Source organism: Methylobacterium sp., from assembly GCF_019750675.1.
GTDB lineage: Bacteria > Pseudomonadota > Alphaproteobacteria > Rhizobiales > Beijerinckiaceae > Methylobacterium.
Window position 1 is genome coordinate 1 of record NZ_JAIEOF010000302.1, and the last position, 21747, is coordinate 21747.

A 21747-nucleotide genomic window follows, 5' to 3' on the forward strand; every position below is an offset into this window, starting at 1 on the left:
CGGATCATCAGCTCGACGAGGTCGAGGCCGGTGATCATCTCGGTGACGGGGTGCTCCACCTGCAGGCGGGTGTTCATTTCGAGGAAGTAGAAGGATTTGTCCTGGCCGGCCACGAACTCCACCGTGCCGGCGGAATCGTAATTCACGGCTTTCGCCAGGGCGACGGCCTGCTCGCCCATCTTGGCGCGGGTGGCCTCGTCGAGCAGCGGCGACGGCGCCTCCTCGATGACCTTCTGATTGCGCCGCTGGATCGAGCACTCGCGCTCGCCGAGGTAGATCACGTTGCCGTGCTTGTCGCCGATCACCTGGATCTCGATGTGGCGCGGATCGGTGATGAACTTCTCGACGAAGACGCGGTCGTCGCCGAAGGACGAGGCGGCCTCGGACTTGGCACGGGCGAAGCCCTCCGCGACTTCGCCGGCCGAATGGGCGATGCGCATGCCCTTGCCGCCGCCGCCGGCGGAGGCCTTGATCATCACGGGATAGCCGATCTCGTCCGCGATGGTAACGGCGTGCTCAGGGCTCTCGATGACGCCGAGGAAGCCCGGCACGGTCGAGACCTGGGCGGCCGAGGCGGCCTTCTTGGATTCGATCTTGTCGCCCATCGCGGCGATCGCGCCCGGATTCGGCCCGATGAAAACGATGCCGGCCGCCTCGAGCGCACGGGGAAAGGATTCCCGCTCGGACAGGAAGCCGTAGCCGGGATGCACGGCCTGGGCGCCGGTCTGCTTGCAGGCGTCGATGATCTTGTCGATCAGCAGATAGGACTGCGCGGCCGGGGCCGGGCCGATATGCACCGCTTCGTCGGCCATCGCGACGTGCACGGCGTCACGATCGGCGTCCGAGTAGACCGCCACGGTCTTGATGCCCATGCGGCGGGCGGTCTTGATGATGCGACAGGCGATCTCGCCACGGTTCGCGATCAGAATCTTGTCGAACATCTTTCCGCGCACTCTGGTCCGTCAGGGAACATGCGGCGTCTCAACAAACGCCCAAGCTCGTTCCCGTTAAAGCAGTTATGCGGGTTCGGGAAGCTGATCGATCCAGGGGTGTCCAGAGTTTTCGTGCGTGCGTCGCGGCCATGACGATGTGCAATGCACAAATGGATTTTGTATGCGCCGATATTTGCGGCTGGATCGGGCGGACGACCCGATCAGGCAGCCAAGCGCACCATCGTGGAGGCCGTCGTCTCGGTGGTTTGGCGGTTTGCGGCCAGCGCGAAGGCGATGAGTGCCTCGTCGCTGGCCTGGGCCTCGCGCACGACTTCGCGGGCGATCCGTGCGGCGAGCGCGGTCGGGCCGCTGCCGTTGCTGAGAGAACCGACGAGCCAGCGGGCCACCTCGGCGTCGATGTAGCCGGTCGGTCGCTCGCCCCACACGGCGAAATCCACCACGGCGGTCACGAGGTAGTCGCCGAAGGCGGCATCCGAGGTCGCCACGCGGTCGAGGGCGATCAGCATGTCGGCCTCGTCCCGGCAGGTCAGGCCGTCCGGCAGGACGTTCCGGCAGAGGGTCTGGACGTCCTCGGCAGCGATGCGGCCGGCGGCGACGATACGGTTACAGAAAACCTGCAGCGAAAGGTTGATCATCTCTTAGTACCTCCCCGGCTTTGTCTTGGCCGGCCTGTGTGTCTTTCGATGGCTCGACTATGCGGGAGGGCATCGTTCAAGTCCTTAACGCGCAAATCTGAATCGACGTTCAGGTTAAAGCCTGCTCACGAATGAGCGTTTCGAAATCCTGACTTGTCGGCCATGCGGCCGAACCCCGGCGCGCGATCGCGAGGCCGCGAGTCATGCGGCGGGTCCGGTGCTGAGGACGCGCATGTCGAGCCGCCCCTCCGCGTCGCGGAAGACATCGTAGGTGACACGGTCGGCAACCGTGTTGCCGTCACCGAAGATGAGTACCTTCGGCTTTTGCGCGATGACGTCCGCGACCGAACCGTAGGTCGACGAGGCGATGATGACCTCGTCGCCGATCTGGCAGGTCCGCGCGGCAGCCCCGTTCAGGATGCAGCAGCGTGAGCCGGCTGGTCCGTAGAGCACGTAGGTGCTGATCCGCGCGCCCGACATCTTGTTCCAGATCTCGACGAATTCCAGCGGATCGAGGCCGACCTCCCGGCAGAAGTCGGCATCGAGGGTGATCGAGCCGTGATAATTCAGGTCGGCACCGGTCACCCGGAGGCCATGCAATTTGGCGCGCACGAAACTCTGCATCGTCTGGACTTTCCTGGTTCGGCCGCGCGTCGGCGCCGGCCCCTGATCTCACGATGGCCCGCCGGGGCCGACCTATCCCGGCGCGTGTCGCGCCTTGCTCTCGCGGCAGGCTCATCGCGTGCGGACGGCCCATGATGCAAGCTCGGATCCCTCGCAGAGCGCGTGTCATGCTCTGCCACCTCGCGCGGCTCTAAAGGCCGATTGCGGGTCTGTCAGCGGCGGAAACCGCCTGAAAGATCATGCCTTGATAGGCGAAGGCTCGCGCGAACGAAGGCTTGCACAACCGGAACGCGGCGCGCATCCCGGCATGGTGGAGTGCGCGCAGGCATGGCACATCTGCAGGGCTCGCTGCTGCGCGGTGGCGCGCAGCGACACCGCCAGGGGGGATGACCGTGACGACGCTTTACGTGAGCCATCCCGCGGCCCTCGACCACGCCATGCCGGAGGGGCACCCCGAGCGGGCGGACCGTATCCGCGCCGTGGACCGGGCGCTGGAAGACGAACGCTTCGCCGGACTCGTGCGTGCGCTGGCGCCGAAGGCCGCGCCGGAGGTGCCGACCCTCGTTCACCCGGTTCCCTACGTGCAGGCGATCATCGAGGCGTCGCCGCAGGATGGTTACGTCCAGATCGACGGCGATACCCTGCTCTCGCCCGGCACCCTGGAGGCGGCCCTACGCGGGGTCGGCGGCGCGGTCCATGCGGTCGATGCGGTGATGACGCGCGAGTGCACCAACGCGTTCGTCGCCATGCGTCCGCCCGGCCACCATGCCGAGCGCATGACCGCCATGGGCTTCTGCCTGTTCAACAACGCCGCCATCGCCGCCCGCCACGCCCGCGAGACGCACGGGGCAGCCCGCGTCGCCGTGGTCGATTGGGACGTCCACCACGGGAACGGGACACAGGACATCTTCTGGGACGACCGAACCGTGATGTACGCCTCGACCCACGAGATGCCGCTGTTTCCCGGCACCGGTGCGCGCGGGGAGCGCGGCAATCACGACACCATCGTGAACGTGCCCCTGCGCGCCGGCGACGACGGCGCTGTCTTCCGCGAAGCCTTCGAGGCCGGAATCCTGCCTCGCCTCGAGTCCTTTGCCCCGGACCTCATCATCATCTCGGCGGGTTTCGACGCGCATCATCTCGACCCGCTCGGAAACTTGCGCCTGACCGAGGCCGATTTCGGCTGGGCCACCCGCCGCCTGATGGACGTGGCCGAGCGGCATGCCGGCGGACGCGTGGTCTCGGTGTTGGAGGGCGGCTACAGCCTCAAAGGGCTCGGGCTCTCCGTCGCCGCGCACGTGGATGCGCTGTTGGGGCGGTGAGACGTCATTCGCTTGGTCGAAGCGGATGACGTCTCAGCAAGCCAGCGCGGCGTTTGAGCGAAGCCCAAACCTGCCATCCCCAACGCGATCCCGCAGGGATCGCCGGAAGGGATCAAACGGATCTGGTATGAGACGTCGCGAAGGGCGTCCCCGGCTTCAGCCCTGGAACGACAGCGTCGCCTGCGTGCCGGCCCGGTCGCTGGCGTAAACCAGGGCCGTGCGCAGGTTCGTCGCCATCGCCTTGACGATGCGGGAGCCCAGGCCAGTCCCGCGAGGCTGGCCCTCTCCGGTCCAACCGATGCCGTCGTCCTCGACGGTCAAGGTCAGGCTGTCCGCGTCCTGGCGGGTCACCGAAACCCGGATCTCACCCGGCACGTCCGGGGGGTAGGCGTACTTGTAGGCGTTCGTCACGAGTTCGGTGACGACGACGCCCACGGAGACCGCCTTGTCGGTGGCGAGCCGTACCGGGGCCGCCTCGAGGCGAATGGCGTGGTCGCGTCCGGCCGCCTTCATCGCAGCCTGAAGTTCCTCCACGAGGCTCGCGAGGTAGGCGTCGAGGTCGACGGCCTCCACGTCGTCGGAGGTATAGAGCCGCCGATGAATGCCGGCGATGGCGGAGATTCGCGCTTGCATCTCGCGCAAGGCCGCCTTGGCGGCCGGGTCCGAGACCGCGTTGGTCTGCATGTGCGTCAGCGCCGCCACCAGCGCCAGCGAATTCGCCACGCGGTGATTGACCTCGCGCAGCATGATCTCGGCTCGGTCGCGGGCCTCGCGCACCGCCCGCTCGGCCCGCTCCTTGTCACGCCGGAGCGCCTCCTGGCGAAGTGCCGTGTCGACCGCCTCGCCGAGGAGTTCGCGGAACTGCCCCTGGAGGTCCTTCCAGACGTAATCGACGGCGCCGGCTTTGAGGGCCGCCACCGCGACGCGGCTGTCCTCCGAACCGGTCACGTAGACGACGGGCGGGGCCTCGGGCAGGGCGCGGATGCAGGGCAGGATGTCGAGGCCGGTCTGGCCGGGCATGTGATGGTCGAGGGCCACCACGTCGATGCCGCCCGCCCCGAGGCGAACCAGCCCGGCATCGCCGTCGAGGGCCAGTTCCACGACGTAGCCACGCGCCGTGAGCGCGCGCTGCACCAGCCGCCCCAGGCCGGGATCGTCGTCGATGTAGAGGACGCGTCCGCGGCCTGGAGGCACGGGCTCGGTCATGAGCGGGCGGACATCATGGATTTTCCGGCACTTGCATGACCGAGAAGAACAAACCGAGCTGCCGGATGGCGTTCGCGAAGCCTTCGTAGTTCACGGGTTTTGTGATGTAGACGTTGGCACCGAGGTCGTAACAGCGCTGGACCTCGCGGTTGTCGTCCGTGGTGGTGAGGACGACGACGGGCGAACGCTTGGTGTGCGGGTTCGCCTTCACCTTCTCGAGGATGTCGATGCCGGTCATATCCGGCAGGTTGAGGTCGAGGAGGATCAGGATGTGGCGCTTGGCGCTCGCCTCGCCGGAGCCGTCGGCACCCAGGAGGTACTCCAGCGCCGATGTCCCGTCCCGGAAGGGCAGGATCGTGTTGTTCACGCCCGCCCGGCGGATATTGCGCTCGATCAGGCGGGCATGACCCTCATCGTCCTCGATCATGACGATTTCGACGGCGTTCACGCTGACCGAGCCCTTACTCTGCTGCGAGCCGCGCCTGCGGCCCGTCCCGTTCGGGAATGGACGAAGCATGACCTGTAACGCCCTCGCGCGGCAGCGTCACGCTGAAGGTTGTGCCGACGCCCAACTCCGAATCGATGTGAATGCGCCCGCCGAGGGAGCGCACGAGCGCCTTGACGTGGGCGAGCCCGATGCCCTCCCCCGGCTTGTCCTGCGTACCTGAGCGCCGGAACAGTTCGAACACCCGAGCGTGGTCGCGCGCGGCGATGCCCCGTCCGTTATCGGTGACGCTGAAACGGACCCGGCGTCCGCCGACGGCGCTGGCGTAAATCTCGATCCGGCCGGGCCGGGCGGGATCGAGGTACTTCACGGCGTTGTCGATCAGGTTACCGAACACCTGCTCGACGGCGAGCCGGTCCGCCTCGATGACCGGCAGGTCGGGGGCGACGATCACCTGCGCGCCCGCCCGCTCGGTCTGGTGGCGCTGGGCGTCGGCGATCCGGCCGAGCAGCGCCGACATGTCGAGGGGTTCCGGCGCGAAGGTGCGTCGGCCCTCCCGCGAGAGCTTCAGGATCGCGGCGATCAGGCTTTCCATCCGGGTCACGGCCGCCTTGATGAAGCCGAGGGCTTCCTCGAGATCGGCATCGATCCGCGCCGCCTGCGGATGATCGCCCAGGGCGGCGCGCACGTCCTCGCGTGTGGCGTCGAGCTCGCTGGTGAAGCCCATCACGTTGACGAGGGGCGCGCGCAGATCGTGGCTCACGATGTAGGCGTAGCGCTGGATCTCCTCGTTCGATTCGCGCAGCTCGGCCTCGGCCAGGCGCTGCTCGGAGATATCGGTATGCACGCCCACCCATTCCCGGATCGCCCCGTGGACATCCGTCACCGGCACGGCCCGGATCGCGTAGTGGCGCCAACTCCCGTCCGCGGAGCGGACGCGGTGCTCGTGCACGAAGGTCCGGCGCTCGCGCACCGTCTCGTTCCAGGCCTCGATGCTGGGCTGCTTGTCGTCCGGGTGCACGGCGTCGGCCCAGCCGTAGCCCTCGTACTCCGCGCGGGTCTGGCCGGTGATGGCGCTCCAGCCGGGCTGGTCGCCGAGCATTCGGCCTTCCGCGTCGTTGGTCCAGAGCACGCCGCGCACGGCCTGGACGGCAGCCCGGAAGCGCGCCTCGCTGGCGCGCAACTCGGTCTGGACCCGCTGCTGGTCGAACGATGAAGCGAGCATCGCCAGGAACAGGATCAGGAAGGTCGCGCCGGAGACCCCGAGGGCGAGGTTCTGCTGGGCGTGGCTGAGTACGGCCTCGTGGACCGCGTGGGCGCCCGCCTCCTCGGCGGTGAACGTCGCGGCCGCCATGCCGGTGTAGTGCATGCCCGCCACCGCGATGCCCATCACCACGGCGGCGATCAGCTTCTGCCAGACGCTGTTTCGGCGGAATGTGAGCCAGAGCGCCGTGGTCGCGGCGATCACCGCGATGAGGACCGAGACCATCACCACGGGCCAATGATAGGCGAGGTTGCCCGGCACGCGCATCGCCGCCATCCCGGTGTAGTGCATCGCCGCGACGCCGAGCCCCATCACCGGACCGGCGATCAGGAAGCTGCGGCCCGTCGCACCGCGCGCGCTGATCCACGCGAAGGCCGCCCCGGTGAAGAGAATCGCGAAGACCAGGGACAGCGCGGTGGTGGGCAGGTCGTAGGCCGCCGGCATCCCAATCTCGAAAGCCAGCATGCCCACGAAGTGCATCGACCAGATGCCGCCGCCCATCGCGACCGCCGCACCGGCGATCCAGCCCCAACGGCGCTTCGATCCGGTGGCGTCGACGCGGGCACCGAGGTCCAGCGCCGTGTAGGACGCGAACACCGCGATGGAGATGGACAGGGCGACGAGCGCCGGATTGTAGCCGGTGTGAACCATCGTTGTGCGCGGGAGACCGTTCCGGAGACGAAGCGAACTTAGCCGGTCCCTCGCCTGAGGGCCATTGCGGACGCAGGCAGGATCGATCCGCTCGGTTGCCGCGCCGCACTACCCCTCGGCGCCCGCATGCCGTAAGGCCGCTGCACCCGCCCGAACCTCCGTGATGTCATGATCCGCCTCGAAAAAATCGGCAAGCAGAACGGCCGCCAGATCGTCTTCATCGAGGCCTCCGCCGCCCTTCAGCGGGGCGAGAAGGTCGGTCTCGTCGGCCCGAACGGTGCCGGCAAGACCACGCTGTTCCGGATGATCACCGGCGAGGAGCAGCCCGACGAGGGTCAGGTCGCCGCCGATCGCGGCATCACGATCGGGTATTTCAGCCAGGATGTGGGCGAGATGTCGGGCCGGACCGTCGTCTCCGAGGTGATGAACGGCGCAGGCCCGGTCAGCGAGATCGGGGCTGAGCTGAAGGAGATCGAGCAGGGGCTGGCCGACCCCGACCGGGCCGACGAGATGGAGGCCCTGATCGAGCGCTACGGCGAGGTCCAGGCGCGGTTCGAGGAACTCGACGGTTACGCGCTCGAAGGCCGGGCCTACGAGGTGCTGGCGGGCCTCAGCTTCTCCCAGGAGATGATGGACGGCGATGTCGGCAAGCTCTCGGGCGGCTGGAAGATGCGCGTGGCGCTCGCCCGCATCCTGCTGATGAACCCGGACGTGATGCTCCTCGACGAGCCGTCGAACCACTTGGATCTGGAGAGCCTGATCTGGCTGGAGGACTTCCTCAAGGGCTACGAGGGCGCGCTCCTGATGACCTCGCACGACCGCGAGTTCATGAACCGCATCGTCACGAAAATCGTCGAGATCGACGGCGGCCAGCTCACCACCTATTCGGGCGACTACGCCTTCTACGAGCAGCTCCGGGCGATCAACGAGACGCAGCAGCAGGCGCAGTTCGAGCGCCAGCAGGCGATGCTGGCGAAAGAGATCAAGTTCATCGAGCGTTTCAAGGCGCGCGCCTCCCACGCCGCCCAGGTTCAGAGCCGGGTCAAGAAGCTCGACAAGATCGAGCGTGTGGAGCCCCCGAAGCGCCGCCAGAGCGTCGCCTTCGAGTTCCTGCCGGCCCCCCGCTCCGGCGACGACGTCGTGATGCTCAAGAACGTGCACAAGCGCTACGGCAGCCGCACGATCTATGAGGGGCTCGACTTCGGAATTCGCCGCCGCGAGCGCTGGTGCGTGATGGGCATCAACGGCGCCGGCAAGTCGACGCTCCTGAAACTCGTCACCGGCACCGCGCAGCCCGACGACGGCACGGTGGCGGTGGGCGGCAGCGTCAAGCTCGGCTACTTCGCCCAGCACGCCATGGACGTCCTCGACGGCGACCGCACGGTGTTCGGCTTCCTGGAGGATTCGTTCCCGCAGGCGGGCCAGGGGTCTTTGCGCGCTCTCGCGGGCTGCTTCGGTTTTTCCGGCGACGACGTCGAGAAGCGCTGCCGCGTGCTCTCGGGCGGCGAGAAGGCCCGGCTCGTGATGGCGCGGATGCTCTACGACCCGCCGAACTTCCTCGTCCTGGACGAGCCGACCAACCACCTCGACATGGGCACCAAGGAGATGCTCATCGCGGCGCTGGCTGGCTACGAAGGCACCATGCTGTTCGTGAGCCACGACCGGCACTTCCTTGCCGCGCTCTCGAACCGGGTGCTGGAACTGACGCCGGACGGCATCCACCAGTACGGCGGCGGCTACACCGAATACGTCGCCCGAACGGGCCAGGAGGCGCCGGGGCTGCGCAGCTGAGGCGGTTTCCGCCGACTTTCAGGATCTTTTTCCGCGATATGCCCGGCCATCGATCCCGAGAACCTTGATCCGGGAGGCCAGGGTGGTCGGGCGCAGGCCTAGCAGCTCGGCCGCTCCTCCTTCGCCGAACACCTTGCCGCCGGTCATCACCAGGGCCGCTTCGATCTCCGCTCGGTCGCGCGCCCGGCGCTCGGCCTCCGTCACGGGCTGGGTCGTTGGCGCGAGGGACGGCGCGACATCACGACCGCGCGCCGCGGGCTCCGCTTCCGGCAGGTCGAGATGCAGGCGGCCGCGCACGGCCAGGATGGCGCCACGTTCGATGACGTTCTCCAATTCGCGCACGTTTCCCGGCCAGGGGTAGCGCGCGAGGCGGCGCGCATCCCCTTCCGTCAGCCGGGGCTCGGGGATGTTGAGGCGGCGCGCGGCCCCTTTCAGGAAATGCTGCGCGATCAAGGGAATGTCCTCCGGCCGCTCGCGCAAGGGGCTCGCCGCGATGGGAAAGACGTTCAGCCGAAAGTAGAGATCCTCGCGGAAGCGGCCGCGCCGGACCTCATCGCGCAGATCGCGGTTTGTGGCGGCGATCAGCCGAACATCGACGGCGCGGGTGCGCTCGTCGCCGACGCGCTCGAAGGACCGCTCCTGGAGCACCCGCAGCAGCTTGCCCTGGAGGTCGAGGGGGATCTCACCGACCTCGTCGAGGAACAGCGTGCCGCCATCGGCGAGCTCGAAGCGCCCGACCCGGTCACGCAGGGCCCCCGTGAAAGCCCCCTTGGCGTGGCCGAAGAACTCGCTCTCGAACAGCTCGCGGGGCACGGCGGCGCAGTTCACCCGGATCAGCGGCCGGTCACGGCGGCGGCTCGCCTCGTGGATCGCGCGCGCGATCAGTTCCTTGCCGGTACCGGATTCGCCCGTGACCAGGACGGTGGCATCGGTGCCGGCCACGAGGTCGATCTGGCGCAGCGTCGCCTCGATGGCGGGTGAGCGGCCGATGATGCCCTGGTGGTGACTCTCCAGCCGGATTTCCTCCTTGAGGTAGGCATTCTCGAGTTCCAGGCGCTCGCGCAGGGAATCGACCTCGGCGAGGGCCTGCCGAAGCCGCTCGTCGGCCTCGCGACGCTGACTGACGTCGCGAAACACGATGACCGCGCCGAGGAGCCGCCCCCGATCGCGGATCGGCGTCGAAGTGTACTCAACCGGGAATGCGCTGCCGTCGCGGCGCCAGAACACCTCGGTGTCCACCTGATGCACCGCCCCGTCGCGAAACGCCGCGTAGATCGGGCAATCGTGATGGGGGTAATGCGCCCCGTCGGGATGGGTGTGATGCACGGTGGCGTGCATATCCTTGCCGACGAGGTCGGTCGCTGCCCAGCCCAGCATGCGCTCGGCCGCCGGGTTCACGAAGGTCGTGACGCCCTCGGCGTTGACGCCGTAGATGCCCTCCCCGGCCGCCCGCAGGATGAGCTGGTTCTCGCGCTCGATGTCGCGAAAGATCCGCTCCATGCGCTGCCACTCGGAGAGGCCCGCGCGCATGTGGGCATCGGCCTGCGCGTCCACCTGCCGGTGGCGGCGCGTCTCCAGGTCGGACAGCGTCACCAGCATCAGCGGTGCGGCGCTCGTCAGGAGGGAACCGGCATATTCGAGGTGTAGCGCCCGGCCCTCTCCGTGGCGCGGGCTCAGCGCGTGGGTCCACCAGTGGCCTTTGGCCTGCACCGCCTGGGTGAAGACGATCAGCGTCGGCAACTGGCCGGGATGCAGCGTGCTCGCAGCCATGCCCCGCAGGCCCGCGCGCGGATATCCGAGCAGGCGAACGGCGGCCGCATTGGCATCGACGATGCGATCCGCGGCCGGATCGAACACCAGCATGGGCTCGCGGCCCTCCTCGAAGGCGAGGCCGAAGTCAGGCTGAAGGCCCGCATGTCCGACCATTGGCGATCCCTTGTCACGAAATCTCGGAGTCATGCTCCGTGATCTCGTAGATCACGATTTTTCGTATAAGTCGAACGATCCGCTAAGCTATTGTCAGATCTGTCGAAAGATTTCTGAAGATGTTGGCACGCCGCTTGCCAAACAGGGGCATCACCCAGCGGCGAGGCAATCATGGCCCTGTTCGACAACCCCTTCGATGCGTCCCGCCGGCTTCGTCGTGGCGGCTGCTCCTGCGGCGCACACGGCTCCCAGCGCGAGCACGATGCGGCCTTGCCGAGCGGAGATGCGGCGATCCAGCGGGTCGTCGAGGGCACGGTGATGCGGGCGCTGTTCCCGCGGGATGCCGAGCGTCGCGCCTTCCTGAAGAGCGTCGGAGCCGGCACGGCGCTCGCCGCCGTGAGCCAGTTCCTGCCCACCGGGCTCATCGCCGAGGCCTTCGCTCAAGGGGCCAAACCCGAGAAGACCGATCTGAAGATCGGCTTCATTCCGATCACCTGCGCCACGCCGATCATCATGGCGAAACCCATGGGCTTCTACGAGAAGCAGGGCCTCAACGTCGACGTGGTGAAGACAGCCGGCTGGGCGGTGATCCGCGACAAGACCCTCAACCGCGAATACGACGCCGCCCACATGCTGGCGCCGATGCCGATCGCGATCTCGCTCGGCGTCGGCTCGAACCCGCAGCCCTACACCATGCCGGCGGTGGAGAACGTCAACGGCCAGGCGATCACGCTGGCCATGAAGCACAAGGACCGGCGCGATCCAAAGGATTGGAAGGGCTTTAAGCTCGCGGTGCCGTTCGACTACTCGATGCACAATTATCTGCTGCGCTACTACCTCGCGGAAGCCGGCATCGACCCCGACACCGACGTGCAGATCCGCGCGGTGCCGCCCCCCGACATGGTCGCGAACCTGCGCGCCGACAACATCGACGGATTCCTGGCTCCCGATCCGGTCAACCAGCGCGCGGTCTATGACGGCGTCGGCTTCATCCACATCCTGTCGAAGGAGATCTGGGACCGGCACCCCTGCTGCGCCTTCGCTGCCTCGCAGGACTTCATCACCCAAACCCCGAACACCTACGCGGCCCTGCTGCGCGCCATCATCGAGGCGACGACCTACGCGTCGAAGCCGGAGAACCGGAAGGAGATCGCTGCGCAGATCGCCCCGGCGAATTACCTGAACCAGCCCGTCACCGTGGTGGAGCAGGTTCTGACCGGAACCTTCGCGGACGGCCTCGGCAACGTGCGCAAGGTGCCCGACCGCGTCGATTTCGATGCCTTCCCGTGGCAATCCTTCGCCGTCTGGATCCTGACCCAGATGCAGCGCTGGGGGCAGATCAAGGGCGACGTCGACTACGCGGCGGTCGCCGCCAAGGTCTACCTCGCCACCGACGCCGCCAGACTGATGAAGCAGAACGGCCTCACGCCGCCGGAGACCACCACCAAGAGCTTCGTGGTGATGGGCAAGACCTTCGATCCGGCCAAGCCGAAGGAATACCTCGACTCGTTCAAGATCAAGCGGGCGGGCTGAACCATGGCCGCCAGCCTCTCGCTCCGTGCCGGCTTCCTCTCGCTCGCGCTTCTCGTCGCCTTCCTGCTCACTTGGCAGATCGCGGTCAGCGGTACGGCCAAGACCGAGGCGATGGACCCGGAATACGCAGCCCTCATGGGCGCCAGCGCCACCACCGGAAAGTCGGCGATGCCGGGGCCCCTCGATGTGGGCGCCACGATCTGGAAGCACCTGCGGGACCCGTTCTACGACCGGGGGCCGAACGACAAGGGACTGGGTATCCAGCTCGCCTATTCCATCGGTCGCGTGGCGCTCGGCTACGGGCTCGCGGTGATCGTGGCGATCCCGATCGGCTTCCTCATCGGCATGTCGCCGCTGATGGGGCGGGCCCTCGACCCCTTCATCCAGTTGCTCAAGCCGGTCTCGCCCTTGGCGTGGATGCCGCTCGCTCTCTACACGATCAAGGATTCCGGGCTCTCGGCGATCTTCGTGATCTTCATCTGCTCGCTCTGGCCGATGCTGATCAACACCGCCTTCGGGGTCGCCGGAACGCGGCGCGAATGGCTCAACGTCGCCAGGACCCTTGAGGTCGGACCATTCCGTCGGGCGGTGACGGTGATCCTGCCGGCGGCGGCGCCCACCATCCTCACGGGCATGCGCATCTCCATCGGCATCGCGTGGCTCGTCATCGTGGCGGCCGAGATGCTCGTGGGCGGCACCGGCATCGGCTACTTCGTGTGGAACGAGTGGAACAACCTCTCGATCACCAACGTGATCACCTCGATCCTGGTCATCGGCCTTGTCGGCATGATCCTCGACCAAGTGCTGGCGCGGGCGCAACGCCTCATCACCTTCCCGGAGTGAGCGCCATGGCAACGCTCCTCCCTTTTCGCGCCTCTTCCTTTCGCTCCGGATCGTCGGACATCACCGGAGACGCCCCCATGCCGTCCCAGACCCCGCCCCAATCCGAGAAATTCATCTCGATCGAGGGGATCGCCCGGCGCTACCCCGCGCCCGGCGGCACCAGCACCACGGTCTTCGAGAACCTCTGGCTGCCGATGCGGCGGGGCGAGTTCGTCTGCATGATCGGGCATTCCGGCTGCGGCAAGACCACGGTGTTGAACATCCTGGCGGGGCTCGAGGCGCCGAGCGAGGGCGTCGTCATCGCGGACGGGCAGGCCATCGAGGGGACCAGCCTCGACCGGGCGGTTATCTTCCAGGGCCACGCGCTCCTGCCCTGGCGCACGGTGCTGGGCAACGTCGCCTACGCGGTCTCCTCGCGCTGGCGCAAGGCGGGCCGGGCCGAGGTTGAGGCCCGAGCCCGTAAGGCCATCGCGACGGTCGGGTTGGCCGGGTCCGAACACAAGCGGCCTTCGGAACTGTCGGGGGGCATGAAGCAGCGGGTCGGCATCGCCCGGGCGCTGGCCATCGAGCCCAAGATCCTGCTCATGGACGAACCGTTTTCGGCCCTCGATGCGCTGACGCGCGGCACGCTGCAGGACGAGGTCCGGCGCATCTGCGTCGAGACCGGCCAGACCGTCTTCATGATCACCCATGACGTCGACGAGTCGATCTATCTGGCCGACCGCATCGTGCTGATGACCAACGGCCCCGGGGCCAAGGTGGCCGAGATCGTCGAGAACCCGCTGCCGAAGGTCCGCGACCGCACGCAGCTGCACCACGCGCCCGGCTACTACGCCCTGCGCAACCACCTGATGGACTTCCTCGTCACGCGCTCGAAGACCCTGCGGGACGCGATGCCGCCCGGCTACGACCAGCGCCACCCGCCGGTGATCCGCCCCAGCCTGAGCGAAACGGACGCCGCCGCACTCCTGGGCGCCGAGGCCCCGGCCCTGCGCGCCTGACCAATCCCCTTCCAACCCGTCACGGAGACGAAAGCCATGAAGCGCGAAGACCTCACCGAGAAGCTCCTCGACATCAAGCGCGAGAAGGGCTGGACCTGGAAACACATCCAGGAGGAGATCGGCGGCATCTCGCCGATCCTCATCACCGCGGCCTGCATGGGCCAGATGAAATTGCCCAAGGCGCAGGCCGCCAAGGCCGCCGCCCTATTCGGTCTCTCACAGGCCGAGGAGCGCATGCTGAACGAGGCGCCCTATCGCGGTTCGGTTCCCCAGATGCCCCCCACCGACCCGCTGATCTACCGCTTCTACGAACTCGTCATGGTCTACGGCACCACCTGGAAGGAGCTGATCCAGGAGGATTTCGGCGACGGCATCATGTCGGCCATCGACTTTAACATGACCATGGAGCGCGAGCCGAACAACAAGGGCGACCGGGTGAAGATGAGTCTCTCGGGCAAGTTCCTGCCCTACAAGTACTACGGCAACGAAGACGGCGTGCCGGAGTACGGCTTCAAGGAAGGTTGAGGGCGGCTCTCACACGCCCCGGGCTCGGCGGCGCGGGGGTAGCTCCCGCCCGCCACCGAGCAGGGTGACGGCGCCTGTGGCGTGGCGATGGACATGCCACCGCCGCAGGCGCGACGAAAAGCGGAGGGGTCGCGCGAGCACGCCTCCGAGGCCGAATCGGACGAAGACATTTCTGGTGTGAGCGCCTCGATCAAGGCGAGAGCCGGATCGAATGTGCGGCCAGCCTCGCTCAAGCCTCGATATGCGGCCGGGCGCCAATCGCCTTCCATCGATCAGGATGCCGATGGGCCAGCGGGCCGTGATGGTCTCGAGGCGGGTGTAGAAGTCTGACTGCCGAAGGAGCAGAACGCCATCGGCACCGGCATCGGCGCGCCGATGCCCTCCATGCCGACCGCGGTGCCGAGTGCGAACCCGCGCGCGGCATCCCCGTCGCGGGTGAAGATCGCGGTGCCGTTGCCGAATGCGTGTTCGTTGATGAGGCGGGCCGCGGTGGCGTCGCCCGTTTCCAGCGCGGGAGCGCAACTCGGGTGCGATCACGTGGCCGCGGCCTCGATCTCACCCTGGCCCGGGGCTGCCAGGATCCAGCAGGTGAGGACGCGAAAAGGTACATGCAGAGCGGCCGCCTGCAGATTGTCGACGTCCGGCGCGAAATTGCTCGCGACGGCCGCAGCGACTGCATCGGCACCGGTAGGATGCGGGGCCGGATAACTACAACTTTGAATACGACTTGGTCGATGGTAACATTCCGTTGACGCTCGCCTTCCTTAGCAAATTGCAGCCAAGATAAAGACGCAGAAGGGATTTGACTTTCCCTAGCTTATGACCACAGGTACACCATCTTGGGCTTGCTAATTTCGTTGCAATAGCATTCGATTGAGAGATCAAGAAGAATATTTTCTTATTTTTAGTCGGGGCAAACATCTATGTGTCATTGACATTAATCTAGACCATTTATTCAGCCATTAAGTCGTTCTGATAAACATTTTTAGGTTAATCCATGAATTCCGGCCAACGCAGCGCGCTTTTTATTGATGGCGCAAATCTATATGCAGCAACAAAAAATCTCGGCGCCGAAATCGACTATCGGAGATTGCTGAAAGAATTCCAGTCCCGTGATATGCTCGTAAGGGCGTTCTATTACACAGCAGTCGTCGAAGACCAAGAATATTCTTCGATCCGCCCACTGATCGACTGGCTGGATTACAATGGCTTTTGCGTTGTTACGAAGCCCGCGAAGGAATTCGTGGATTCGCAGGGACGGCGTAAAGTCAAAGGCAATATCGATATCGAGTTGGCGATCGATGCTCTCGATCTGGCCCCACGGATCGATCATATGGTCCTGTTCTCGGGCGATGGCGACTTCCGCTCGCTTGTGAAGGCCATACAACGGCGCGGTGTAAGGGTCACCGTCGTATCGACGATCCAGACCCAACCCGCCATGATCGCCGACGATCTGCGGCGCCAAGCCGATGAATTCATCGACCTTGCTCACCTCCTGCCGCGCATCGGACGCGATGCCGGCGAGCGGTCTCCGCGCAACCACGAGGCACGGGGGCAAGAGGCCCGTCCTCATGGTGAAACACCCACACGTTCGCGTGGAGAGGGCTCGGCGGATCGCTCGGTGCGGCCGAGCCCGGCCCTCGAGAGTCGCTACGGCATCCGTCAGAACGATGAAGTGTCCGAAACCTGACGCGACCGTCGCCTCGGACACCCTCACTCCTCCGACCGCACGGATAGCGCCGCCGTCTCGGGACGCCCGGGTTACGGTAGCGCGGTCCCGAGCCACGCATATCGACGTCAAGGATTCCGACGCTCGTGCTGGCGGTCGGGATCTTTAACCAACGTCGTACGGCGAAAAAGAAACAGCTAGCCGCGATCTCGCAAGATGCGGGCGCGATCGCGCTGCCAATCGCGCTCCTTGGCGGCCTCACGCTTGTCGTGCAGCTTCTTGCCTCGGCCGAGACCGAGTTCGATCTTGGCCCGGCCACGCTCGTTGAAGTAGATCTTCAAGGGTACGACCGTAAAGCCCTCGCGCTGGGTGGCGCCGATCAGTTTGTTGATCTGCTTGCGATGAAGCAGAAGCCGGCGCGGCCGCTTCGTCTCATGGTTGAAGCGGTTTGCCTCGACGTATTCCGGGATATACGCGTTGAACAGCATCAGATCGGTACCGGACGGTCCGGCATAGGCCTCCCCGATGGTAGCCTTGCCCTTGCGGAGCGATTTGACCTCGGTCCCCGTCAGGGCGAGTCCCGCCTCAAGCGTGTCGGTAATCTCGTAGTGGTAGCGCGCGGCGCGGTTGTCGGCGACGACGCGGCGGTTCGATTCTGGTTTGGGAGCCATCACAACGTCAGGTCAGGCCGGCCGCGCCATCGCGACCGGGCCAAGGAATATGGTTCTGCGCGGTTCGTTTCGCCAGTCGGGATCAAGCGTCGAGGAGGCCCGCATGGCGCAGAGCGGCATCGACGAGCGCCTTCGTCTCCGCGCTCACCTGGAGGAGCGGAAGACGGACCTCGTCGGTCATCAGGCCGAGACGCGCGAGGGCGTACTTCACGGGCGACGGGTTCGGCTCCACGAACATGCTGGCGTGAAGAGGCATCAGGCGGTCCTGGATCTGGAGCGCCTTGGCGTAGTCACCACCGAGAGTCGCTTCTTGGAGATCGGCGCAGAGCCGCGGCGCTACGTTCGAAACCACCGAGATGCAGCCGCGGCCGCCATGGGCGTTGAAGCCCAACGCCGTCGCATCTTCACCCGAAAGCTGAATGAAGTCCTCGCCCATGGCCTGGCGCTGCAGGCTCACCCGGTCGAGCTTGGCCGTGGCATCCTTCACCCCGGCAATGTTCTTGAGTTCATACAGGCGCGCCATCGTTTCGACGCTCATGTCGACGATGGATCGGCCAGGAATATTGTAGAGGATGATCGGAATGCCGATGGCATCGTTCACGGCCTTGAAATGCGCGTAGAGTCCGGCCTGGGTCGGCTTGTTGTAGTAAGGTGTGACGACCAGCACCGCATCCGCTCCCGCCTTCTCGGCGTGGCGGGCGCGCTCCACCGCCTCGGCGGTGGAATTGGAGCCGGCGCCGGCGATCACGGGCACGCGGCCGGCGGCCTCCTCGATGCAGATTTCGACGACCCGGTCGTGCTCGGCATGGCTCAGGGTCGGGCTCTCGCCGGTGGTGCCGGTCGGAACGAGCCCGTGGATGCCCTGCGCGATCTGCCAATTCACGAACTTGCGGAAGGCCGCTTCGTCGAAGGCACCGTCCTTGAACGGGGTCACGAGGGCGGACATCGCGCCCCGGAGGCGTCGTGTGGAGGTCTCGGTCATCCTGGCGTTCCCAGCCGTCGGTCTCGTCATCGCCGGTTGTCCGGCCGCGTCCCGCTTCGCGCGGACGGGCAGACATAGGCCCTCCCCCGCACCGGCGCAAACGCTGCTTTCACGGGGTTAATGCCTTCTTAATGCCCTTTGGGTGAGCTTGAAGGACTGTCCGAGTTGATGGGACTGGAAGAACCATGGTGTTCTCGACGCAGCGCGCAGCCCTGATGCTGGCCGTCTGCCTTGTTTCGGTTGGTGCCCTGGCAGCGGCGTCAGCCCAGGACGGGGACGCACCGAGCCATCGCCCGGCCAGCGACGCCGTCGCCCCCTCCGCCGCACTGCCGGAGGCCAAGGTCGCCGACCCGATCGCGGCCGATGCACTGAAGGTCGAGGCGAAATCGCCGGAGACTGTCCCGAGCCAGGGCCTGCCGGCTACAGCCAAGGCCTATGCATCGGCCGATCCCGAGGCGGGCATCGCTTTCCCACTGCCTGACGCGACCGTATCCCCGGTGGCCCCCGTTCCGGAGGTGCCAGACCCCGCCCGTGCGGCCCAGGTGGCGCCGGGCGTCGACCTGCCGGCTCTGCGGCAAGCCATTGAGGCCTACCGCAAGGGCCGCGTATCCGAGGGTGACCGACTGCGGGACGGATTCAACGACCCGGCCGCGCGGGCCCTGCTCGAGTGGGTGGCGATCCGGGCAGGCGCCGGCATCGGCTTCGAGCGCACCGTCGCCTTCACCCGCACCAATCCCGACTGGCCGGCCGGCCCCCTTCTCAGGCGCCGGGCCGAGGAAGCCCTGCTGACCGAACGCCGCAATCCCGCGACGGTGCGGGCCTTCTTCGCCGCGTCGCGGCCAGCGAGCGCACCGGGCAAGTTCGCCCTGGCCCTGGCCTTGCGGGCGGAAGGTCTCGACGAGGACGCCGCCACTCTGGTGCGCGACCTGTGGCGCTCCGAGACCTTCGGCCGGAATCTCGAGACGAAGGTGCTCGACGCGTTCCCGACGGTCCTGAATCGCATCGATCACCGCTACCGGATGGAGCGCGCGCTCCTCAAGGAGGATTACGACACCGCCGGGCGGGCCGCGACCCTGGCCGGCGGCAGCTACGCGACGCTGGTCCGCGCCCGCCGGGCCGTCGAGGACAAGAGTTCGGCCGCGCCCGCCGCCCTCAACGCGGTGCCCCCGTCCCTGCGCAGCGATTCCTCCTACATCCTGTCCCGGGCACAGTACCTGCGCCGCCACGACAAATTCGTGGAGGCGGCCGCGATGCTGGCCACCGCGCCCTCGAACCCCGAGGTGCTGGTCGACGGCGACGAGTGGTGGGTCGAGCGCCGGATCGTCGCCCGCAAGCTGATCGACGCGAACGATCCGGGCGCCGCCTACGCGGTGGCTCGTGCGTCCTGTGCCCGCACCATCGAGAAGCGCATCGAGGCCGAGTTCCATGCCGGCTGGATCGCGCTGCGCTTCCAGGACGATGCCGCCAAGGCGGCGCAGCACTTCGCCGAGGCGGCCCGAATCGCCGAGACGCCGATCTCGCTGGCCCGCACCGCCTATTGGCAGGGCCGCGCCGCCGAGGCACTCGGCCAGTCCGATGCCGCCAAGGCGTTCTACGAGCGCGCCGCCCTCCAGCCCATCGCGTATTACGGCCAGCTGGCGCGGACGAAGCTCGGGCGCTCCAGCCTTTCGCTGCGCAGCATCCCCGGCCTCGACGCCACCCAACAGGCGGGCTTCGACCAGCGCCTCTACGTCCGGGCCCTGAAGATGCTGGAGGCCGCCGCCATCCGCGACCTCGCGCTGCCCCTCTACATCGACACCGCGAACCGCCTCACCGATGCGGCCGAGATCGAGGCGCTCGGCAACATCGCGGCCGAGCAGCGCAACTCCCGCGCCCTGGTGGCCATCGGCAAGATCGCCGTTCAGCGTGGACTGCCCCTCGACGCCCATGCCTACCCGACCATCGGTATCCCGAACTACGAGGCGTCGGCCGCCGTGCCCTTGGTGGAGAAGGCCATGGTCTTCGCCATTGCCCGGCAGGAGAGCCAGTTCGATCCGCTGGCGCAGTCCAGCGTCGGCGCGCGTGGCCTGATGCAGATGATGCCGGCCACCGCTCAGCGGACCGCCCGCCGCGTCAGCGCCAGTTTCGACCAGGACCGCCTGACCAGCGATCCCGCCTACAACGCCCGCCTCGGCCAGGCCCATCTCGGCGAACTCATGGAGGATTGGCGTGGCTCGTACATCCTCGCCTTCGCGGCCTACAATGCCGGTGGCGGCAACGTGAAGAAGTGGATCGACGCCTACGGCGACCCGCGCAAGACCGGCGTCGATCCCATCGACTGGGTCGAGCGCATCCCCTTCACCGAGACGCGCAACTACGTCCAGCGGGTGATGGAGAACCTGCAGGTCTACCGCAATCGGCTCGACGGCAAGAGCGCCCTCCTCATCGATGGCGACCTCCAGCGCGGCGCACGCTGAGAACGCGTGGTCAGGCGGGCTCAGTCGCGCTACTTGGCAGGCTCTGTCCCCCTGACCCGGATTTGCCGTGACCGAAACTTCCGAAGCCGCTGCCGTCACCGCTGCCGTCCTGGTCATCGGTGACGAGATCCTGTCCGGGCGCACCAAGGACAAGAATATCGGCACGATCGCGGATTACTGCACCGCCGTCGGAATCGACCTGAAGGAGGTGCGCATCGTGCCCGACGAGGCCGACCGCATCGTCGCCGCCATCGATGCCCTGCGTGGTGCCTACACCTACCTCTTCACCACCGGCGGTATCGGCCCGACCCACGACGACATCACCGCCGACTGCGTCGCCGCGGCCTTCGGCGTGTCGATCGACGTCGACCCACGGGCGAAGGCGATGCTGCTGGAGCGTCACAAGCCGGAGGATCTGAACGAGGCGCGCCTGCGCATGGCGCGCATCCCGGCCGGAGCCGACCTCATCGCCAACCCGATCTCGAAGGCGCCGGGCTTCCGCATCGGCAACGTCATCGTCATGGCCGGCGTACCGGGAATCATGCAGGCGATGCTCGACAACGTCGGACCGACGCTTGTGACCGGCGCCAAGGTCCTGTCGGAGACGATCGAGGCCGGCAACCTGCCCGAGGGCACCTATGCGGGCGGTCTGGCGACCATCGCCAAGGGGCACGCGGCGGTGTCGATCGGCTCTTATCCCTCGATGACGCCGAATGGTTTTGCCAACCGCATCGTCGTGCGCGGGCGCGATGCCGCCGCGCTGGCCGCCGCCCGGGCCGATGTGGAGGCGCTTCTCGACGGCTTGCGCGGCGGCATGTCAGCCTGACCGTTCGCTCCCGGGTGATGCTTTCTCCTCCGGCGGCCCTTGAAGCAGACGCGAAAGGCTCGCCGAGCAGAAGCGAGCCGGGGCCGGAGTCCGATCGGACACGGAGAAGTCTTCCCGCCCATCGACACGGTCATGGGCGGAGCAGGCCGGAAAACGATCTCCCTACTCGGCCGGTCAAACCGGTCGGATGAGGCGGAGGCGCGTCGTCGTTTCAGGCGCGAACGATACCCTTACCCTTCACCGCCGCGGCGAGAGCCTTGAGATTGCGGTTGAGGTCGGCGATCTCGTTCAGCGCGATCGTCTTGTGGCCGTCCTTCACCGCACGCTCGATGTCGCTTACCTGGTCGGCGGCGATGCGCTTCAGTTCGGCGGCGAGTTGGTCCCGTGTCATCGTCGCTCCCGTCACGGTTGGAAAACGTCTCCG

19 protein-coding genes and 1 pseudogene are annotated in these 21747 nt (G+C 66.9%); 9 read left to right on the plus strand and 11 right to left on the minus strand.

Annotation, left to right across the window (positions count from 1 at the left end; all coding sequences use genetic code 11):
- The 3 genes from K2X24_RS15915 to K2X24_RS15925 form a co-directional block, all read right to left on the minus strand.
- The coding region (locus tag K2X24_RS15915) for a biotin carboxylase N-terminal domain-containing protein (RefSeq protein ID WP_292499330.1) at window positions 1-941 on the minus strand (941 nt) is incomplete at its 3' end.
- 212 nt (window positions 942-1153) lie between these two features.
- Window positions 1154-1588, minus strand: a complete 435-nt coding sequence (locus K2X24_RS15920; protein WP_292499331.1) for a hypothetical protein — start codon at window positions 1586-1588, stop codon at window positions 1154-1156.
- A gap of 201 nt (window positions 1589-1789) precedes the next feature.
- Window positions 1790-2212, minus strand: coding sequence for an aspartate 1-decarboxylase (locus tag K2X24_RS15925; RefSeq protein WP_292499332.1), 423 nt, complete (start codon window positions 2210-2212; stop codon window positions 1790-1792).
- 392 nt (window positions 2213-2604) lie between these two features.
- On the opposite strand from K2X24_RS15925, the gene K2X24_RS15930 reads away from it, so the two are divergent.
- Window positions 2605-3534, plus strand: coding sequence for a histone deacetylase family protein (locus K2X24_RS15930; protein WP_292499333.1), 930 nt, complete (start codon window positions 2605-2607; stop codon window positions 3532-3534).
- A gap of 156 nt (window positions 3535-3690) precedes the next feature.
- Here the strand turns inward: K2X24_RS15930 and K2X24_RS15935 are convergent, their stop codons facing one another.
- Genes K2X24_RS15935 through K2X24_RS15945 form a run of 3 tightly spaced genes read right to left on the minus strand, consistent with a single transcriptional unit; the run spans window position 3691 to window position 7100 of the window.
- Window positions 3691-4740 (minus strand): histidine kinase dimerization/phosphoacceptor domain -containing protein, encoded by a 1050-nt coding sequence (locus tag K2X24_RS15935; protein ID WP_292499334.1) that lies wholly within the window; start codon window positions 4738-4740, stop codon window positions 3691-3693.
- Window positions 4741-4753: 13 nt separating this feature from the next.
- A complete protein-coding gene (locus K2X24_RS15940; RefSeq protein WP_238279740.1) occupies window positions 4754-5167 on the minus strand; it encodes a response regulator in 414 nt (137 codons plus the stop codon).
- A gap of 34 nt (window positions 5168-5201) precedes the next feature.
- A complete protein-coding gene (locus K2X24_RS15945; protein ID WP_292499335.1) occupies window positions 5202-7100 on the minus strand; it encodes an MHYT domain-containing protein in 1899 nt (632 codons plus the stop codon).
- 168 nt (window positions 7101-7268) lie between these two features.
- On the opposite strand from K2X24_RS15945, the gene K2X24_RS15950 reads away from it, so the two are divergent.
- The gene (locus K2X24_RS15950; protein ID WP_292499336.1) at window positions 7269-8891 is read left to right on the plus strand and encodes an ABC-F family ATP-binding cassette domain-containing protein; all 1623 of its coding nucleotides are present in this window, start codon (window positions 7269-7271) and stop codon (window positions 8889-8891) included.
- 18 nt (window positions 8892-8909) lie between these two features.
- Here the strand turns inward: K2X24_RS15950 and K2X24_RS15955 are convergent, their stop codons facing one another.
- A complete protein-coding gene (locus K2X24_RS15955; protein WP_292499337.1) occupies window positions 8910-10817 on the minus strand; it encodes a sigma 54-interacting transcriptional regulator in 1908 nt (635 codons plus the stop codon).
- 171 nt (window positions 10818-10988) lie between these two features.
- On the opposite strand from K2X24_RS15955, the gene K2X24_RS15960 reads away from it, so the two are divergent.
- The 4 genes from K2X24_RS15960 (at window position 10989) to cynS (ending at window position 14719) form a co-directional block, all read left to right on the plus strand.
- A complete protein-coding gene (locus K2X24_RS15960; protein ID WP_292499338.1) occupies window positions 10989-12350 on the plus strand; it encodes a CmpA/NrtA family ABC transporter substrate-binding protein in 1362 nt (453 codons plus the stop codon).
- A 3-nt stretch (window positions 12351-12353) separates the two neighbouring features.
- Complete coding sequence (ntrB, locus tag K2X24_RS15965; RefSeq protein WP_292499339.1) at window positions 12354-13193, plus strand: nitrate ABC transporter permease; 840 nt, start codon at window positions 12354-12356, stop codon at window positions 13191-13193.
- A gap of 77 nt (window positions 13194-13270) precedes the next feature.
- Window positions 13271-14194 (plus strand): ABC transporter ATP-binding protein, encoded by a 924-nt coding sequence (locus tag K2X24_RS15970; protein ID WP_292499340.1) that lies wholly within the window; start codon window positions 13271-13273, stop codon window positions 14192-14194.
- A gap of 36 nt (window positions 14195-14230) precedes the next feature.
- Window positions 14231-14719, plus strand: coding sequence for a cyanase (cynS, locus tag K2X24_RS15975; protein WP_292499341.1), 489 nt, complete (start codon window positions 14231-14233; stop codon window positions 14717-14719).
- A gap of 276 nt (window positions 14720-14995) precedes the next feature.
- Here cynS and K2X24_RS15980 read toward each other — a convergent pair.
- Window positions 14996-15213 (minus strand): annotated as a pseudogene (locus K2X24_RS15980) (methylmalonate-semialdehyde dehydrogenase (CoA acylating)); the annotation flags it as partial.
- Window positions 15214-15716: 503 nt separating this feature from the next.
- Between K2X24_RS15980 and K2X24_RS15985 the strand changes: the two are divergent.
- Complete coding sequence (locus K2X24_RS15985; protein ID WP_292499342.1) at window positions 15717-16409, plus strand: NYN domain-containing protein; 693 nt, start codon at window positions 15717-15719, stop codon at window positions 16407-16409.
- Window positions 16410-16585: 176 nt separating this feature from the next.
- On the opposite strand, the gene smpB is transcribed toward K2X24_RS15985, so the two are convergent.
- On the minus strand, window positions 16586-17059 hold the full coding sequence (smpB, locus tag K2X24_RS15990; protein ID WP_292499347.1) for an SsrA-binding protein SmpB: 474 nt from the start codon (window positions 17057-17059) through the stop codon (window positions 16586-16588).
- Window positions 17060-17141: 82 nt separating this feature from the next.
- Window positions 17142-18041 carry a 4-hydroxy-tetrahydrodipicolinate synthase gene (gene dapA, locus K2X24_RS15995; RefSeq protein WP_292499343.1) on the minus strand — a complete coding sequence of 300 codons (900 nt, stop codon included), beginning with the start codon at window positions 18039-18041 and terminating at the stop codon, window positions 17142-17144.
- A gap of 185 nt (window positions 18042-18226) precedes the next feature.
- On the opposite strand from dapA, the gene K2X24_RS16000 reads away from it, so the two are divergent.
- Window positions 18227-20497, plus strand: a complete 2271-nt coding sequence (locus tag K2X24_RS16000; protein WP_292499344.1) for a transglycosylase SLT domain-containing protein — start codon at window positions 18227-18229, stop codon at window positions 20495-20497.
- A 67-nt stretch (window positions 20498-20564) separates the two neighbouring features.
- The gene (locus K2X24_RS16005) at window positions 20565-21323 is read left to right on the plus strand and encodes a molybdopterin-binding protein (protein ID WP_292499345.1); all 759 of its coding nucleotides are present in this window, start codon (window positions 20565-20567) and stop codon (window positions 21321-21323) included.
- 211 nt (window positions 21324-21534) lie between these two features.
- Here the strand turns inward: K2X24_RS16005 and K2X24_RS16010 are convergent, their stop codons facing one another.
- Entirely contained in the window at window positions 21535-21714 is a 180-nt protein-coding gene (locus tag K2X24_RS16010) for a hypothetical protein (RefSeq protein WP_366934514.1), read from the minus strand.
- Window positions 21715-21747: the final 33 nt, after the last annotated feature.

What these genes read in the sequence shown, in the direction of transcription:
- K2X24_RS16010 (WP_366934514.1), bottom strand. Translation starts at nt 21,714, where the DNA reads ATGACACGGGACCAACTCGCCGCCGAACTGAAGCGCATCGCCGCCGAC.
- K2X24_RS15960 (WP_292499338.1), top strand. Translation starts at nt 10,989, where the DNA reads ATGGCCCTGTTCGACAACCCCTTCGATGCGTCCCGCCGGCTTCGTCGT.
- K2X24_RS15985 (WP_292499342.1), top strand. Translation starts at nt 15,717, where the DNA reads ATGAATTCCGGCCAACGCAGCGCGCTTTTTATTGATGGCGCAAATCTA.
- ntrB (WP_292499339.1), top strand. Translation starts at nt 12,354, where the DNA reads ATGGCCGCCAGCCTCTCGCTCCGTGCCGGCTTCCTCTCGCTCGCGCTT.
- K2X24_RS15935 (WP_292499334.1), bottom strand. Translation starts at nt 4,740, where the DNA reads ATGACCGAGCCCGTGCCTCCAGGCCGCGGACGCGTCCTCTACATCGAC.
- K2X24_RS15970 (WP_292499340.1), top strand. Translation starts at nt 13,271, where the DNA reads ATGCCGTCCCAGACCCCGCCCCAATCCGAGAAATTCATCTCGATCGAG.
- K2X24_RS15920 (WP_292499331.1), bottom strand. Translation starts at nt 1,588, where the DNA reads ATGATCAACCTTTCGCTGCAGGTTTTCTGTAACCGTATCGTCGCCGCC.
- dapA (WP_292499343.1), bottom strand. Translation starts at nt 18,041, where the DNA reads ATGACCGAGACCTCCACACGACGCCTCCGGGGCGCGATGTCCGCCCTC.
- smpB (WP_292499347.1), bottom strand. Translation starts at nt 17,059, where the DNA reads ATGGCTCCCAAACCAGAATCGAACCGCCGCGTCGTCGCCGACAACCGC.
- cynS (WP_292499341.1), top strand. Translation starts at nt 14,231, where the DNA reads ATGAAGCGCGAAGACCTCACCGAGAAGCTCCTCGACATCAAGCGCGAG.
- K2X24_RS15945 (WP_292499335.1), bottom strand. Translation starts at nt 7,100, where the DNA reads ATGGTTCACACCGGCTACAATCCGGCGCTCGTCGCCCTGTCCATCTCC.
- K2X24_RS16000 (WP_292499344.1), top strand. Translation starts at nt 18,227, where the DNA reads ATGGTGTTCTCGACGCAGCGCGCAGCCCTGATGCTGGCCGTCTGCCTT.
- K2X24_RS15940 (WP_238279740.1), bottom strand. Translation starts at nt 5,167, where the DNA reads ATGATCGAGGACGATGAGGGTCATGCCCGCCTGATCGAGCGCAATATC.
- K2X24_RS15955 (WP_292499337.1), bottom strand. Translation starts at nt 10,817, where the DNA reads ATGGTCGGACATGCGGGCCTTCAGCCTGACTTCGGCCTCGCCTTCGAG.
- K2X24_RS15950 (WP_292499336.1), top strand. Translation starts at nt 7,269, where the DNA reads ATGATCCGCCTCGAAAAAATCGGCAAGCAGAACGGCCGCCAGATCGTC.
- K2X24_RS15925 (WP_292499332.1), bottom strand. Translation starts at nt 2,212, where the DNA reads ATGCAGAGTTTCGTGCGCGCCAAATTGCATGGCCTCCGGGTGACCGGT.